At 41.6% G+C, this 15,548-nt stretch carries 16 protein-coding genes; all 16 read right to left on the bottom strand.

Annotated elements, in window-relative coordinates; all coding sequences use genetic code 11:
• Positions 1 to 135: 135 nt before the first annotated feature.
• The 16 genes from atpD to rpiB all read right to left on the bottom strand — a co-directional run bounded on the left by atpD (position 136) and on the right by rpiB (position 15,548).
• Entirely contained in the window at positions 136 to 1,548 is a 1,413-nt protein-coding gene (gene atpD, locus ACNQFZ_RS12490; RefSeq protein WP_458411674.1) for a F0F1 ATP synthase subunit beta, read from the bottom strand.
• A 104-nt stretch (positions 1,549 to 1,652) separates the two neighbouring features.
• Positions 1,653 to 2,513: a F0F1 ATP synthase subunit gamma gene (locus ACNQFZ_RS12485; protein WP_458411673.1), complete on the bottom strand. Its 861-nt coding sequence runs from the start codon at positions 2,511 to 2,513 to the stop codon at positions 1,653 to 1,655.
• A gap of 84 nt (positions 2,514 to 2,597) precedes the next feature.
• Positions 2,598 to 4,106, bottom strand: a complete 1,509-nt coding sequence (gene atpA, locus ACNQFZ_RS12480; protein WP_458411672.1) for a F0F1 ATP synthase subunit alpha — start codon at positions 4,104 to 4,106, stop codon at positions 2,598 to 2,600.
• Between the two features lie 18 nt (positions 4,107 to 4,124).
• Complete coding sequence (locus ACNQFZ_RS12475) at positions 4,125 to 4,670, bottom strand: F0F1 ATP synthase subunit delta (RefSeq protein WP_458411671.1); 546 nt, start codon at positions 4,668 to 4,670, stop codon at positions 4,125 to 4,127.
• The gene (atpF, locus tag ACNQFZ_RS12470) at positions 4,667 to 5,197 is read right to left on the bottom strand and encodes a F0F1 ATP synthase subunit B (protein WP_458411670.1); all 531 of its coding nucleotides are present in this window, start codon (positions 5,195 to 5,197) and stop codon (positions 4,667 to 4,669) included. Before atpF ends, ACNQFZ_RS12475 begins: the two co-directional genes overlap by 4 nt.
• A gap of 158 nt (positions 5,198 to 5,355) precedes the next feature.
• Positions 5,356 to 5,568: a F0F1 ATP synthase subunit C gene (gene atpE / locus ACNQFZ_RS12465; RefSeq protein WP_326155972.1), complete on the bottom strand. Its 213-nt coding sequence runs from the start codon at positions 5,566 to 5,568 to the stop codon at positions 5,356 to 5,358.
• Positions 5,569 to 5,627: 59 nt separating this feature from the next.
• Complete coding sequence (atpB, locus tag ACNQFZ_RS12460) at positions 5,628 to 6,338, bottom strand: F0F1 ATP synthase subunit A (RefSeq protein WP_458411669.1); 711 nt, start codon at positions 6,336 to 6,338, stop codon at positions 5,628 to 5,630.
• A 6-nt stretch (positions 6,339 to 6,344) separates the two neighbouring features.
• The gene (locus ACNQFZ_RS12455) at positions 6,345 to 6,761 is read right to left on the bottom strand and encodes an ATP synthase subunit I (protein WP_458411668.1); all 417 of its coding nucleotides are present in this window, start codon (positions 6,759 to 6,761) and stop codon (positions 6,345 to 6,347) included.
• 112 nt (positions 6,762 to 6,873) lie between these two features.
• The gene (locus tag ACNQFZ_RS12450; protein ID WP_458415380.1) at positions 6,874 to 7,077 is read right to left on the bottom strand and encodes an AtpZ/AtpI family protein; all 204 of its coding nucleotides are present in this window, start codon (positions 7,075 to 7,077) and stop codon (positions 6,874 to 6,876) included.
• A 393-nt stretch (positions 7,078 to 7,470) separates the two neighbouring features.
• A complete protein-coding gene (locus ACNQFZ_RS12445) occupies positions 7,471 to 9,747 on the bottom strand; it encodes a S8 family serine peptidase (RefSeq protein ID WP_458411667.1) in 2,277 nt (758 codons plus the stop codon).
• Between the two features lie 433 nt (positions 9,748 to 10,180).
• Positions 10,181 to 11,332 carry a non-hydrolyzing UDP-N-acetylglucosamine 2-epimerase gene (gene wecB / locus ACNQFZ_RS12440; RefSeq protein ID WP_458415379.1) on the bottom strand — a complete coding sequence of 384 codons (1,152 nt, stop codon included), beginning with the start codon at positions 11,330 to 11,332 and terminating at the stop codon, positions 10,181 to 10,183.
• Positions 11,333 to 11,422: 90 nt separating this feature from the next.
• Entirely contained in the window at positions 11,423 to 12,052 is a 630-nt protein-coding gene (upp, locus tag ACNQFZ_RS12435; protein WP_458411666.1) for a uracil phosphoribosyltransferase, read from the bottom strand.
• Positions 12,053 to 12,293: 241 nt separating this feature from the next.
• Positions 12,294 to 12,719, bottom strand: a complete 426-nt coding sequence (locus ACNQFZ_RS12430) for a hypothetical protein (protein ID WP_458411665.1) — start codon at positions 12,717 to 12,719, stop codon at positions 12,294 to 12,296.
• A gap of 319 nt (positions 12,720 to 13,038) precedes the next feature.
• Entirely contained in the window at positions 13,039 to 14,280 is a 1,242-nt protein-coding gene (locus ACNQFZ_RS12425) for a serine hydroxymethyltransferase (protein WP_458411664.1), read from the bottom strand.
• Positions 14,281 to 14,382: 102 nt separating this feature from the next.
• Positions 14,383 to 14,961 (bottom strand): TIGR01440 family protein, encoded by a 579-nt coding sequence (locus tag ACNQFZ_RS12420; protein WP_458411663.1) that lies wholly within the window; start codon positions 14,959 to 14,961, stop codon positions 14,383 to 14,385.
• Positions 14,962 to 15,107: 146 nt separating this feature from the next.
• A complete protein-coding gene (gene rpiB, locus ACNQFZ_RS12415; RefSeq protein ID WP_458411662.1) occupies positions 15,108 to 15,548 on the bottom strand; it encodes a ribose 5-phosphate isomerase B in 441 nt (146 codons plus the stop codon).

Genomic DNA, 15,548 nt, shown 5'->3' with positions numbered 1-15,548 from the left:
GTTGTAAGAGGTGAGAAATGAGATTCTCTCATTCCCCATTTCTCACTTCTAGAAATCAAATGCGCCTTGGCGTATTTGTTGCCCAGATTTTTTCGAGCAAGCTCGAAAAATTACCTTTTAAAATCCGAGGCATTCTTAAGCCATTGTTTTTGCTTTTTCAACAACATCTTCGATACGTCCAACTAGACGGAATGCGTCTTCTGGAAGATTATCGTATTTACCTTCAAGGATTTCCTTGAAGCCACGAACTGTTTCTTTTACAGGTACATAAGATCCTGGTTGGCCTGTAAACTGCTCAGCAACGTGGAAGTTTTGAGATAAGAAGAATTGGATACGACGAGCACGTGCTACGACTAGCTTGTCTTCGTCACCTAATTCATCCATACCTAGGATGGCGATGATATCCTGTAATTCTCTATATCTTTGTAATGTTTGCTGTACTTGACGAGCAACATTGTAATGTTCTTCACCAACAATCTCAGGTGATAATGCACGAGATGTAGATGCTAATGGGTCCACCGCTGGGTAGATACCCATCTCAGAAAGTTTACGCTCAAGGTTTGTAGTTGCGTCTAAGTGAGCGAATGTTGTAGCCGGTGCTGGGTCAGTATAGTCATCGGCTGGTACATAAATCGCTTGGATAGATGTAACTGAACCTACGTTTGTAGATGTGATACGCTCTTGTAATTGACCCATTTCAGTTGCAAGTGTTGGTTGGTAACCAACGGCAGATGGCATACGGCCAAGTAGCGCTGATACCTCGGAACCTGCTTGTGTGAAACGGAAGATGTTATCGATAAAGAATAACACGTCTTGTCCTTGCTCATCACGGAAATATTCAGCCATTGTTAAACCAGTTAAGGCAACACGTTGACGTGCACCTGGTGGCTCGTTCATCTGACCGAATACCATCGCTGTTTTCTTGATAACGCCTGAGTCGCTCATTTCGTGGTAAAGGTCGTTTCCTTCACGAGTACGTTCCCCTACACCAGCGAATACTGAGATACCGCCGTGCTCTTGCGCGATGTTGTTGATTAATTCCTGGATTAATACGGTTTTACCTACACCGGCACCACCGAACAAACCGATCTTACCACCTTTAATATAAGGAGCAAGAAGGTCTACTACTTTAATACCAGTCTCTAAGATTTCAACTTGTGTTGAAAGGTTTTCAAATGTTGGTGCTTGACGATGGATTGGATCTCTGCGAGCTTCTGCAGGGATTGGATCTTTAAGGTCGATTGCATCTCCTAATACGTTAAATACACGTCCAAGAGTTACGTCACCAACTGGCACTGAAATTGGTGCTCCAGTGTCGATAACATCCAAACCGCGAACTAAACCATCAGTAGAGTCCATCGCAACTGTACGTACTGTGTCGTCACCTAAGTGAAGGGCAACTTCTAAAGTTAAGTGGATATCCACTTCAGCCTCAGTACGCGCTTTATATTCAATTCTTAGGGCGTTGTATAATTCAGGAAGCTTGCCGCTTTCGAATTTTACGTCTACAACTGGACCCAAAATTGCTGTTATGCGTCCTTTATTCATTGCTTTTCCTCCTAACAGATTTGTCCATTACGAACATTCCGTTCTTAGCTATTGCTTCGTTTGCATTTTTCGGTGTTTACACTGAGTCTATTGCTTAGTGTAAACTATTCTAATGCTGCTGCCCCACCGACAATTTCGGTAATTTCTTGCGTAATAGCAGCTTGACGTGCACGGTTGAATAGCAATGTAAGTGAATCGATAAGCTCACCAGCGTTATCGGTAGCACTTTGCATCGCTGTCATACGTGCGGCATGTTCACTTGCTTTACCATCGAGCAGTGCTCCATAAATTAAGCTTTCAGCATACTGCGGAAGCAGTGTTTCCAAAATTTCTTCTTGAGATGGTTCATATTCATAAGAGCTTAAAGGCGCATTGCCTTCTGCAAGATCTGTTAACGGTAAAAGTTTCTTCACGGTTAGTTCCTGCGAAATAGCACTTATGAAGTGGTTGTAGTACATATAAAGCTCATCATATGTACCGTCTTCGAACATTCCAACCGCTTGGTTGGCTAAATCTTTGATATCTGCGAACATCGGCTGGTCAGCTAAACCAGTGATTTCTTTAACAACCGGCATATTTCTCTTCTTAAAGAAGTCACGTCCCATACGGCCAATTGCAATAATCGCATATTCATCAGTTGATTTATGACGTTCTTGAATTTCACGTAATACATTACGTAAAACGTTACTGTTATAGGCACCTGCTAAACCACGGTCAGATGTGATGACTACATAGCCTGTCTTCTTCACTGGTCTTGACTCTAGCATTGGATGACGAACACCTTTGCTGCCAACGGCAATGCTGGTAACAACCTCCTGAATTTTTTCCATATATGGATTAAATGATTTGGCGTTTTCTTCAGCACGGCTTAGTTTAGAAGCAGATACCATGTGCATCGCTTTTGTGATTTGCATTGTTTTCTTTGTTGATGTAATACGATGTTTTATATCGCGTAATGAAGCCACTCGTTTTCACCACCTTTTTTATTCAGCGGACAAGAGGTGGACCAAAGTCCACCGTCTTTATTTATTTTAAAAATTGAATGTCAATTATTCAGAGATTGCAAATGTCTTTTTGAAATCATTGATTGCAGCAGTGATGTCTGCATCTTTAGGAAGCTCTTTTGTGTTTCTGATTGTTTCAAAAATTTCTTTGCGGTTCATTTCAACCCATGCATAAAGTTCAAGCTCGAAACGGCCGATATCAGCAACTGGGATATCGTCAAGTAAGCCTTTTGTTAATGCATAAAGGATTGTTACTTGTTTTTCAACAGCAAGCGGCTTGTTTAAACCTTGTTTTAGTACTTCTACTGTACGAACACCACGGTTTAATTTTGCTTGTGTTGCTTTATCAAGGTCAGATCCGAATTGTGCGAATGCTTCTAACTCACGGAAAGAAGCAAGGTCAAGACGTAATGTACCTGATACCTTTTTCATCGCTTTAATTTGCGCAGATCCCCCTACACGTGATACTGATAAACCTGCGTTGATCGCTGGACGTACCCCTGAGAAGAACAAGTCTGATTGTAAGAAGATCTGACCGTCTGTGATAGAGATAACGTTTGTTGGAATGTACGCAGAAACGTCACCAGCTTGTGTTTCGATGAATGGAAGGGCAGTCATAGAGCCTCCGCCTAACTCATCGCTAAGTTTTGCTGCACGCTCAAGTAAGCGTGAGTGTAAGTAGAATACGTCCCCTGGATATGCTTCACGGCCTGGAGGACGACGTAATAACAATGAAAGTTCACGGTATGCTGATGCTTGTTTTGTTAAATCATCATAGATGATTAAAACGTGCTTACCGTTATACATAAATTCCTCACCCATTGCTACACCTGCATATGGAGCAAGGTATAATAATGGAGCTGGTTGTGATGCAGATGCTGTTACAACGATTGTGTACTCTAATGCACCGTTTTTACGTAATGTTTCAACAACACCACGAACAGTTGATTCTTTTTGACCAATCGCAACGTAAATACAAATCATATTTTCGTTCTTTTGGTTTAAGATCGCATCGATTGCTACTGATGTTTTACCAGTTTGACGGTCACCGATGATTAACTCACGTTGTCCACGTCCGATAGGTACAAGAGCGTCAATCGCTTTGATACCAGTTTGTAATGGTTCATGTACTGATTTACGAGCCATAACACCTGGTGCTTTTTGTTCGATTGGACGAGTTTTTGTAGTTTCAATTGGGCCTAAGCCATCAACTGGCAAACCTAATGGGTTTACTACACGTCCTAATAATTGCTCACCTACAGGAACTTGCATGATACGTCCTGTACGACGAACTTCGTCACCTTCACGAATTTCTGTATATGGTCCAAGAATAACGATACCAACGTTGTTTTCTTCTAAGTTTTGGGCAAGACCCATTACTCCGTTAGAGAATTCAACAAGTTCTCCTGACATTACGTTATCAAGACCATGAGCACGCGCGATACCGTCACCGACTTGGATAACAGTACCAACATCATTCACTTCGATTTCAGACTGATAGTTTTCGATTTGCTTTTTTATCAGTGCACTAATTTCTTCTGCTTTGATGCTCATGAATTTCACCCCTAACTTCTAGCGTTGTGCAGTAAGTAATTGACGTTCAATACGTTCTAATTTACCCTTAACACTGCCATCATAAATTGTATTGCCGATTCTAAGCTTGACACCACCGATTAGGCTGTTGTCAACGATATTTTGAATACGTAATTCTGATTTGCCGATTTTCTTTGCGAAAACTTCTGAAAGAGCTTTTTCTTCGTCAGCTGTTAACGGGCGAACGGAGTATACTTTTGCGTCCGCAATACCACGTGACTCATTTGCTAGAAGAAAATATTGTTCAGCAATTTCAGGAAGTAATTCTTCACGTTTACGGTCAATTAATAGAAGCATTGTGTTGATCAAGGTTTGTGATGCGTTTTGGAATACTTCTTTTACAAGTGCTTTTTTCGTTTCTTTTGCAACCTTTGGATGCTTTAAGATTGTTAGAAATTGTGGATTTTCAGCCACTACTTTTTCTATAACCTTTAATTCTTGTTCTAATTGCTCTAATTCGTTATGTTCTTTAGCTAGATTGTACAGAGCGACAGCATAGCGACCAGCGACAGCGTTTTGACTCATCGTGCCTCGCCTACCTCTTTGATGTACTCATCGATCAATTTTTGTTGATCTTGTTCACTTAACTCTTTCTCAATAACTTTAGATGCAATTAGTACAGATAACGAAGCGACTTGTTCGCGTAAAGCTGCAATCGCCTGATCCTTTTCCTGCTGAATTTCTTTTACAGCAGCATCCTTTAGGCGTGTTGCTTCCACTTTCGCTGCTTCGACGATATCTTTTTGTTGTTGCTCGCCAAGTTTCTTTGCGCTTTCGATTAACTCTTGCGCATCTTGACGTGCAGCTTTTAAAGCCTCAGCCTGTTGAGCTGCAAACTTTTCTGCTTCTTTGCGGCTCTTTTCAGCTGCATCGATTTCGTTTGAAATATGCTCTTCACGTTGTTTCATAATTCCCATCAATGGGCCGAATGCATATTTACGAAGTAATAACAATAAGACAATGAATGCTACCAGCTGATAAACAATGTCTCCTACATTAATACCAGAAGCGGCGCCTTCAGCTGAAGCCAATACTAAAAAGTCTAATGACACTGTATTTCACTCCTTTCAATACGTGCCTACCCACTATAAAAATGAATAATGCAATTTAGCAAATTTTCTATCTGTTTCAGTTATGCTACATAAAGGAATGGCGAAGGATCTCGCTTGGATCGATCTTTCGCCATTATTAAACAGTTTGTAATGTGTTATTAAGAACCCATTACGATGAACGCGATAACTACGCCGATGATCGGTAATGCTTCAACTAACGCAACCCCGATAAACATTGTAGTTTGAAGTCTACCTTGAAGTTCTGGTTGACGTGCAATACCTTCTACTGTACGTCCAACGATAAGACCGTTACCAATACCAGCACCTAGTGCCGCTAAACCTACCGCAATTGCAGCTGCTATTAAATTCATTTTAAAAGTCCTCCCTTTTTCCTTAGAAAAATTAATGTATTATAATAGGTTTTTTTATATTAATGGTCATGACTCACTTTGTGGGACATATAAACCATTGTTAACATTGTAAAAATGAATGCTTGGATTGTACCAACGAAGATACTGAATCCTTGCCATGCAAGCATTGGTAATACTGCGCCGATTCCGCCGCCAATACCGCTTGTACCTAAACCTGCTAGTAATCCTAGCAAAATTTCACCTGCGTAGATGTTACCATAAAGACGCAAGCCGAGAGTTAGTGTGTTCGCAAACTCTTCAATAATTTTTAATGGAAATAAAAATTTCATTGGAGAAAAGAACGTACTTCCGTATGCTTTTGCTCCGTTTAACTTAATACCGTAATAATGGGTTAGACCCACGATCATTACAGCTAAAGTTAACGTGATTGTTGGATCAGCTGTCGGTGATTTCCACCACACATTTCCATCAACATGAATTGAAAACGGCAAACCTAACATATTGGCGACAAAAATGTACATAATAATTGTCATTCCTAATGTCAGGAAGCGACCACCCGTGTTCCAGTCCATTGTATTCCCAATGATTCCTTTCACGAAGTCCATAACCCATTCCATAAAGTTTTGCATCCCTGTTGGACGGAGTTGCAGAGCTTTCGAACCAGAAACCGCTAATAAAAAGACAATAACTGAAGCTACAGTGATCATAAGGACGTTGGATAAATTAAAAGTAAGTCCTAAAAATTCTCTTATTGGAGCACCATGTTCCAAATTGTTTCACCTCTCTTTCAGTTTTTTCCTGATGGATTGAAAAAGAAAATCTATCATAATGACGAAATGGTTTGTCATTAATCCTATAATCACGGCTACCAGGTTGAATGTATCCGGATAGCGTATTGCAATAGCAACTGCGAGAACAGCTGCCGCTAGACGGTTGAGGGATCCAAGAGATTTAACTCTCTTTTTCTTTTCATCTTCTTTTTTCTTGGCATTGTCAACGATGGTTTGTCCAAGTCGATTCACCTTGCTGTGCATCGACCATAAATTGTATGTACTGAAAGCAGTTCCCAGTATTAGACCTAAAAAAATGTGAGGGTATGGTGTAAAACCCCATCCAATCACAAATACGGCTAATAGATTAATAATAATCTTCAGTTCTCTAATGAAAACTTGTTTATATTCTTTATTCATCATGGCTCCCTTTGAGGCTTTTGATGAGTCTATTATAAGGTTTAGTCTACGATAAGGTTTAGTTTATCATTCTTGCTTTAAGCTTTCTGTTAAGCTTGTCACTCGGGATACTAACCTAGGATTTAGGGGGTTCCTTGTCCCCTGAAAAGGTTTTAATCAGCCGCAGCATACTGTAGATGCCGGTAGCTAGTCCAACAAATAGTCCCACCAGTAAAAACAATGGCAACGTTCCTAATTTCGCATCTATCCATTTCCCTAAAAAAATCCCTACTAATATTGATCCGACTAATTGAGCCGAAATGGCGGACATAAGCGCCATGGCCTTGTAAGGGTTTTTATTGGAACTTTTAGGAACTTCACGCTCATCTTGATCATTAGGCCGTCTCTCATCACGCAATGAAAACGCTCCTTCGGCTTGAATTTTTTCAATTCACTGATAACTATATTAGGATATACTCCCCTTTTCACACCTTTTTTAGCATACAATAGCCCCCTTTTAATGTCAATCCATTTTAGTGAAAATTGTCACATGAATGTCAAATTTTCGGAAGTGGGTTTTTGCCCCGCCAAAGCTTGTCTTTCCTGTTAAATTCATATGCTTTTTTTAAGGTAATACAACCTGATTGTGAATATTGGGTTGGATATTGCAAGTTTGTTTTAATTAATTCACTTTGTCTTTGGCGGGGTGGGCTAGGCTGTCCGAATCCTAAGGCTATTCTTCTCTTTCCCCAATTGTAATTACGCTTTCCTCCGTCGTTTCTTTGCCATTTTGAACAGCATAGACGATTACTTTGTAGTCCCCATCGGCAAATGGAATTTCACCGCGCGGTTTCACTACTTCCAGCAAGCCTCGTTCGGCATTGGTTTCATGATGCAAAAAGCCGACGAATTGTAATGTTAACGGATCAAAGAGTGCGATTCCAAGTTCATCTGCACCTTCCGGTAAATAAAGCTCGTACTTATAGCTGTCCTCCTCAGCATCTTCTTCGTTTTCTTTATCAAAAGAAAAGCCCATGACACGAGGATGATTCGCATCTCCTACTACAAACAAATATGGTAGTTGGATTTCGTCCTCCGTACTACTAGATTCTATCTTCACACTCCCAAAATGAAGGCCTTCGGATAGTTGTTCAGGTTCGACACTCACCGCCACTGTAACTTGCTTTTTATCCTGCGGACCTAAAGAAATAGAAAGCGGCAGCTTCCACTTCACACCCTTCTCGTAACCAGGCGTTGCAAATGATATTTTCTCAGGCCTGCTAGACTTGTTTTCGACTGTGAGCGTGAGTGAATTCCCAGTTTCACCTTTATTTTTTTCAAAAGAACCAAATGCAAGCGACCCTGGGTATGCGAGCACCGTCGCATTTACCGCTTTTTCAACTTGAATGCGCCCCGCCCCTTGTTCATATGGGTTATATTGTTTCCCGGTATCATTAAAAATCGGTTTGGCCGTATTCATCAACGCTGCCTTGACCTGTTCCGGATTCCAATCCGGGTGCGCCTGCAGGATTAACGCCGCCGCCCCAGCCACATGGGGTGAAGCCATGCTTGTCCCTTGCAATGCGGTATACCCGTTTGGAATTGGGCTATCAATTTTTACCCCCGGCGCGACAACATCCGGCTTGATTGCCCATGTATGCGTGACCGGTCCCCGCGAACTGAAGCTTGCCAATTGGTCTTGGATCTTCCGTCCTTTTGTAGCCGCCCATTCATGTCCCCTTGCTACTTCCTCTTTTAGAAAAAGCCCGTCTTTCTTAGAAAGGGCCACAACCGGGATCTCCAACGCCTCCTCAAGTCCACCGGAAAACATTCCTTCCTCGTTATTAAAAATTAATACTGCCTTTGCCCCTTTGGCCTTCGCGTTCCTTGCCTTTTCTGTAAAAGAAATCTCACCCCGCTCCATCAGCACAATCTTTTCTTTTACAGCAGACAACTCTTTTGGATGGCCCAAACCACCGTAAACGATTTTGTAGCTTTTCGTTACATTCCACGGTACCGACCCTTGCAGCGGCTGTAAAAAAATTTGTTTATTCGGCACCAGCTCAAGCTGCAATACCGGAATCTCAAGCGGCGGGGTCGATGCGCCGACAGAGATTGCTTTTTCAGATGCACCCGGTGAGCCAACCGTCCATAGTCCCGGACCGGAATTTCCATTTGAGGTCACCGCGACTACGCCCTTTTCAACTGCTTTATCAAGAGCTAAGCTGGTCGGATAATCAGGAGCGTTCACCGAGCTCCCAAGGGAAAGGTTAATCACATCCATTCCATCTTCCACCGCTTTTTCAATCGCAGCAATAACTTGATCAGATGTACCATAGCCGCCAGGCCCAAGAGCACGATAGGCATAAATTTCAGCATCAGGGGCCACACCAAGATATTTTCCATTCGCACCGATGATTCCCGCTACATGCGTACCATGAAGGGTTGCTTCCCCTTGGCTTTTCACCGTCTCCATCGGATCTTCATCTTCATCCACCAAGTCAAAGCCGCCTTGAAAATTGCGCTGCAAATCATGATGGGTATAGTCAATGCCCGTATCAATAACACCAATCTTCACGCCCTTACCGGTTAGGCGCTGATTTTTTTCATCAAATTCACCGCGGACAAGATTTCCGCCGATAAAGGGTACACTCTCATCAAGCTCCACTTTGTAGGTAGTTGTTTCATGAACCTGCTTTATTCCGGGAAGCTGCTTGATTTTTTCAATCTCCTCTTCCGTACTTTTTACCGCTGCCCCATTTAGTACGGTGTTAAACACCTTCTCCAGTTTTACATTGGGGTAGCTGTCCTTTACTTTGGTAAGGGTATTATGATCTTCCACTTCGATAATGTATTTTTTTAACTCTCGCTTTGGTGCCTCGATTTTAATTTCAATTGGTTTCACTTTTACAACCGTTGATTTAATCATCTTGCTTGCATCAGTGTAGGTTGGCTGACTGAGGAAAAGTAACTGTGTACTGAGAAGCACATGAATTGGAACTTTAACCATTGTAGCGACACACTCCTTAAATTAGTATTGTGTCACAATAATGGATTTTTATGTAACCATATTGAAGGTTCAATAGCACACCTTTTAAAGGCTGTACCACTTGATAGAAATCAGGAATTTGGAGCAAATCTGCTGGCACGTAACCTTTCTTACTATTTAGTTAAAATTTATAAGGTCTCTATAAATTTTTTAACGACCATTACTAGTTTCTTCCTATTATATAGTCGTTTTTTATTCACTATTTTTTAAATTAAGGCTTTTTATAAAATTTACCATGAAACACAATTTTCAATTGCGCTGGAACAGATATAGGAATTTCTGCGTGTGCAGCGGATAGAAGTGATTTTTACTACCTATGCATTTTTAAACAATAATATTTTTTTAAATAAAAAAGTAGCACATGCCAGACTGGTGTGCTACCTTTCGTTTTGCTTTATTTTTTATATAAAAATGCTTCTGGGCGTTGTTCGATTTGTCCAAAATGATAGCGCATGGCTTCCGCGATCCGCGCGCTGGCATTGCCATCTCCATATGGATTTGAAGCCTTTGCCATTTTTTCATATTCCACTTTATCTGTAAGCAGGTCTGCCGCTAAGCGATAAATCGTTTCTTCCTCCGTACCCGCCAGCTTCAATGTACCCGCTTCAATGCCTTCCGGACGCTCGGTTGTATCCCGAAGGACAAGTACCGGAACCCCAAGTGATGGTGCTTCTTCCTGAACGCCGCCGGAATCTGTCAAAATCAAATGAGCCCGGGCTGCGAAGTTATGGAAGTCAATTACATCAAGCGGCTCAATTAAGTGAATACGCTCATGTCCGCCCAGGATTTCACCGGCAATTTCACGTACAGCTGGGTTTAAATGAACAGGATAAACAACCTGCACATCGCTATACTCATCGACAATGCGGCGAATGGCACGGAACATGTTGCGCATTGGCTCACCAAGGTTTTCACGACGATGTGCCGTTACAAGCATAAGTCTTCCTTTGCTCACTTTTTCAAGAACTTCATTTTGATAATCATCTTTTACAGTCGTTTTCAACGCGTCAATCGCTGTATTTCCGGTGATAAAGATGGCTTCTTCTTTTTTATTCTCTTGAATTAGGTTATCAAAAGCCTTCTCCGTCGGCGCAAAATGCAGGTCCGCCATCACACCTGTTAGTTGGCGATTCATCTCCTCCGGAAATGGCGAATATTTATTCCACGTTCTAAGGCCCGCTTCGACATGGCCAACCGCCACTTGATTATAGTAAGCGGCAAGGCTTGCGATAAATGTGGTCGTTGTGTCGCCATGAACGAGTACGATATCCGGTTTAACCTCTTTGATTACCGCATCCAAACCTTCAAGACCTCTTGTTGTTACATCCACTAATGTTTGGCGATCCTTCATTATGTTTAAATCGTAATCGGGTTTTACATTAAAAATCTCCAGAACCTGATCGAGCATTTGACGATGCTGCGCGGTTACCGCCACGATCGATTCAAATTGATCAGGGCGCTTTTCAAGTTCAAGCACAAGCGGACACATTTTGATTGCTTCCGGTCTTGTCCCGAAGGTTGTTAGCACTTTAATTCGTTTTGACATCATTTTTCACTCCAATTACTTTCTCTGAACAACGGTATCTATTTTAGGCTGGACATACGTTTGCACCGCAAACAATTGCAACATTCGGTTTTATTTTGTTCCGAATAAACGGTCTCCAGCGTCACCTAAACCAGGAACAATATAGCCGTGGTCATTTAATTTTTCATCTAAGCCAGCAATGTAGATATCAACATCTGGGTGTTCCTTTTGTACAGTTTCTACGCCTTCTGGTGCAGCAATAACACACATTAATTTGATATGCTGTGCTCCGCGCACTTTTAGCGAATTAATGGCCGCTACTGCTGAGCCCCCTGTAGCTAGCATAGGATCAACAACGATAAATTCACGCTCTTCAATGTCTGAAGGTAGCTTTGCATAGTATTCAACTGGTTTTAGTGTTTCAGGGTCACGGTATAAACCAATATGGCCTACCTTTGCAGCCGGGATCAGCTTTAAAATTCCGTCAACCATTCCTAGACCGGCGCGCAATATAGGAATTAAGCCAAGTTTTTTACCAGCCAGCGTTTTAGCCTTTGCTGTTGCAACTGGAGTTTCAACAGTTACTTCCTTTAGAGGAAGGTCACGAGTAGCCTCAAATGCCATAAGGCTGGCAATTTCATCTACTAACTCACGAAACTCTTTTGTACCCGTATTCTTATCGCGAATCATTGTAAGTTTATGTTGAATTAAAGGATGATCAAAAACATGAATTTTTCCCATCTATTACCGTCTCCTTTTCTTGTATTCACATTATGTATTTTGCCCATTTTTGTACAAAAAGGGCAGCCCTGTTGCCATAATTGGACAAATTCTGCAGTTTCTATGATGGCCGATTGGCTGAAATAGAAAAAAATTTGCCTACTTTGGTCGAAATGTGCTTATCTAGTAAATTGTATAAGAAAAAGGGCACGTAGACAAGGGAATTGGGAAAAGTCTTGCTATAAAACAAATATAGGCAATATTATAATTTTTCAAATATGGGTGTGGTGTGGTGCCTACATCCCTTTGCACCATCAAACGGGTGCTGAGGCTGTTTTCGTGATGATAAAGGCAAGTTATCATCAGCAAATTCTATCGCCGCTCCTCTTCGTGATGATAAAAGCCAGTTATCATCAGCAAATTTGCACACCGCTCCTTTTCGTGTTGATAAAAGCCAGTTATCACCAGCAAATCCGCTCGCCGCTCCTTTTCGTGTTGATAAAGGCAAGTTATCATCAGCAAAGACTCTCGACGTCCCGCTTCGTGATGTTATAAGCCGGTTATCATCAGCAAATTCTATCGCCACTCCCTTTCGTGATGATATAAGCCAGTTATCATCAGCAAAGACTCTCGACGTCCCGCTTCGTGATGTTATAAGCTGGTTATCATCAGCAAATTCTATCGCCACTCCTTTTCGTGGTGATAAAAGCCGGTTATCATCAGCAAAGACTATCGCCCTTCCTTTTCGTGGTGATAAAAGCCAGTTTTTATCACCAATTTGGCTCTGTGGCCATTTTCATGTTGATAAAACTGGCGAAGTTCCCCAGCATCGTGCCAACTCAAGGGTATTTTAATCTTCACCCGGATATTTGAAGCGTTTACCCGGAATTCATCTCCACTTACCCGGAAATGCGCGGCCTTTACCCGGAATCCGTCACCACTCACCCGGAAATGCCCAAAAAGAAAGCCCCATTGCTATCAGCAAAAGGGCCCCCTGCAGTTTCATATTAACGATCTGGATAAAGTGTGAATTTTGATGTTAAATCTTGTACACGCTGTGCTGCTTCTGCTAGTTTTTCTTCGTTGTCGGCATTTTTTAAAGTTAAGCCGATGATTTCTGCGATTTCATCCATTTCTTCAAGTCCGAAGCCGCGGCTTGTAATCGCTGCTGTACCGATACGGACACCACTTGTTACAAATGGGCTTTCTGGATCGTACGGAATTGTGTTTTTGTTAACTGTAATACCTACATCATCAAGTGCTTTTTCAGCAACTTTTCCTGTTAAGCCTAGGTTACGCACATCCACTAATAATAAATGGTTGTCAGTACCGCCTGATACTAATGTTAAGCCTTGTTTTTGTAGGCCTTCTGCAAGGCGTTGTGCGTTTTTAATAATATTCCCAGCATATTCTTTAAAGCTGTCTTGTAATGCTTCGCCGAAAGCAACAGCCTTAGCTGAAATCACGTGCATTAAAGGTCCACCTTGGATACCAGGGAAAATAGCTTTATCAATTTTTTGTGCAAATTCTTCTTTACATAAAATCATACCGCCACGTGGCCCACGTAATGTTTTATGTGTTGTTGTTGTTACAAAATCAGCGTATGGCACTGGATTCATATGCAAGCCTGCTGCAACAAGACCAGCAATGTGAGCCATATCAACCATTAGGTAAGCGCCCACTTCATCAGCGATTTCGCGGAACTTTTTAAAATTAATTTCGCGTGGATATGCACTTGCACCGGCTACGATTAATTTTGGCTTATGTTCTTTTGCTTTTGCTAAAACATCTTCATAGTCGATTTGCTGAGTATCTTTGTCAACTCCATAAGCAACAAAGTTATACTGAACGCCGCTGAAGTTTACAGGACTTCCGTGTGTTAAATGTCCGCCGTGTGATAAGTTCATTCCAAGAACTGTATCCCCATGTTCTAAAATAGTGAAGTAAACAGCCATGTTTGCTTGTGCGCCTGAGTGCGGTTGAACATTGACATGCTCTGCTCCAAAAATTTGCTTTGCGCGGTCTCTCGCGATATTTTCCGCGATGTCGACATATTCACAACCACCATAATAGCGGCGGCCTGGATAACCTTCTGCATATTTGTTCGTTAAAACTGAACCTTGTGCCTCCATTACTGCTTCACTTACGAAATTTTCTGACGCAATTAATTCAATTTTATTGCGTTGGCGACCAAGTTCCTTCTGAATCGCTTCAAAAACTTCTTGGTCTTGTGATTTTAAATAACTCATTAGAATCCTCCTAAAATATATATATAAATTTGATAAAATCCGAATATTAACGTACGTTTATCATTGTAACATATTTGTTTTTAAGAAAAAACCATAAATATATTAACCATTGCAAGTTTTATTCTCTTTTATTTCCGAATAAACCGCTCGTTCTCCGCCAATTAACTTCGGTCTTGTCCGCGCCATCGTTACATGTGCTTGGCCAATCTCCGTTATTTTACTGCGAACGGGTACGGCTACATGTTTCAAATGCATACCGATAAATGTGTCACCAATATCAATCCCGGCATCGGCTTTTATGAACTCCACCACCTGCGGATTTTTAAAATGGTGGTAAGCATAGGTTGCCATTGCCCCTCCTGCATGTTGGACGGGAATAACCGATACTTGCTCAAGCTGTTTGCTTTTAGCTGTTTCTTTTTCAACTACAAGGGCGCGGTTTAAATGCTCACAGCATTGGAATGCCAGCTGCACACCTGTCTTTTCCTTGAAACTTTGAAATACTCCGAAAATTGTTTGTGCAATATTTTCCGTTCCAGAGGTACCAATCCGCTTACCAATCACTTCACTCGTGCTACAGCCAATGACAAGGACGTGCTCGTCTGTTAGCGAAGCGGCCGCTTGCAAATCACCCAATACGGTTTGTAGTTGATTTTTAATTTGTTCTAAATCCATCTCCATAGCGAAGACTCCCTTTTCTGTGAAGTATATCGATTGTCATAAGTACAAAAATAGCAGGTATTTAATACAACTGCTATCTTTTTTAATAAAATTAATATGAGGTGGCAGGCCTAAATCCGAACTAAATGAAACCACACAAACAACTATTATTTATTTTCGTATTCTGTAATTTTATTAACGCGGTTTAAATGACGGCCGCCTTCGAAGTCCGTTGTCAGCCATGTTTTTGCAATTTCTCTTGCTAGTCCAGGGCCAATTACACGTTCCCCCATCGCAAGAACATTGCTGTCATTATGCTGGCGAGTTGCCTTCGCACTAAACACATCATGAACCAATGCACAACGAATCCCTTTTACCTTGTTCGCAGAAATGGACATTCCAATACCTGTCCCACAAACAAGAATGCCGCGGTCAAACTCGCCGCTTGCGACCTTCTCTGCAACAGGAAGAGCATAATCCGGGTAATCTACAGATGTGCTGCATTCACAACCAAAGTCTTGGTATTCAATCCCCATCTCTTCCAATAGATTGATAATTTCCTCTCTAATATGAATACCACCGTGATCTGAAGCGATTGCTACTTTCAT

It is taken from the genome of Schinkia acidoalkalinis (assembly GCF_054301215.1).
Note: the sequence above shows the minus strand (reverse complement) of the source record. Positions and strands in the feature narration are given on the sequence as shown.

Coding starts and splice junctions, on each gene's coding strand:
- atpD (WP_458411674.1), bottom strand. CDS start 1,548: ATGAATAAAGGACGCATAACAGCAATTTTGGGTCCAGTTGTAGACGTA.
- atpA (WP_458411672.1), bottom strand. CDS start 4,106: ATGAGCATCAAAGCAGAAGAAATTAGTGCACTGATAAAAAAGCAAATC.
- atpE (WP_326155972.1), bottom strand. CDS start 5,568: ATGAATTTAATAGCAGCTGCAATTGCGGTAGGTTTAGCGGCACTAGGT.
- wecB (WP_458415379.1), bottom strand. CDS start 11,332: ATGTCAAAACGAATTAAAGTGCTAACAACCTTCGGGACAAGACCGGAA.
- ACNQFZ_RS12425 (WP_458411664.1), bottom strand. CDS start 14,280: ATGAGTTATTTAAAATCACAAGACCAAGAAGTTTTTGAAGCGATTCAG.
- upp (WP_458411666.1), bottom strand. CDS start 12,052: ATGGGAAAAATTCATGTTTTTGATCATCCTTTAATTCAACATAAACTT.
- rpiB (WP_458411662.1), bottom strand. CDS start 15,548: ATGAAAGTAGCAATCGCTTCAGATCACGGTGGTATTCATATTAGAGAG.
- ACNQFZ_RS12445 (WP_458411667.1), bottom strand. CDS start 9,747: ATGGTTAAAGTTCCAATTCATGTGCTTCTCAGTACACAGTTACTTTTC.
- ACNQFZ_RS12455 (WP_458411668.1), bottom strand. CDS start 6,761: ATGATGAATAAAGAATATAAACAAGTTTTCATTAGAGAACTGAAGATT.
- ACNQFZ_RS12475 (WP_458411671.1), bottom strand. CDS start 4,670: ATGAGTCAAAACGCTGTCGCTGGTCGCTATGCTGTCGCTCTGTACAAT.
- ACNQFZ_RS12420 (WP_458411663.1), bottom strand. CDS start 14,961: ATGGAGATGGATTTAGAACAAATTAAAAATCAACTACAAACCGTATTG.
- ACNQFZ_RS12450 (WP_458415380.1), bottom strand. CDS start 7,077: ATGGCGCTTATGTCCGCCATTTCGGCTCAATTAGTCGGATCAATATTA.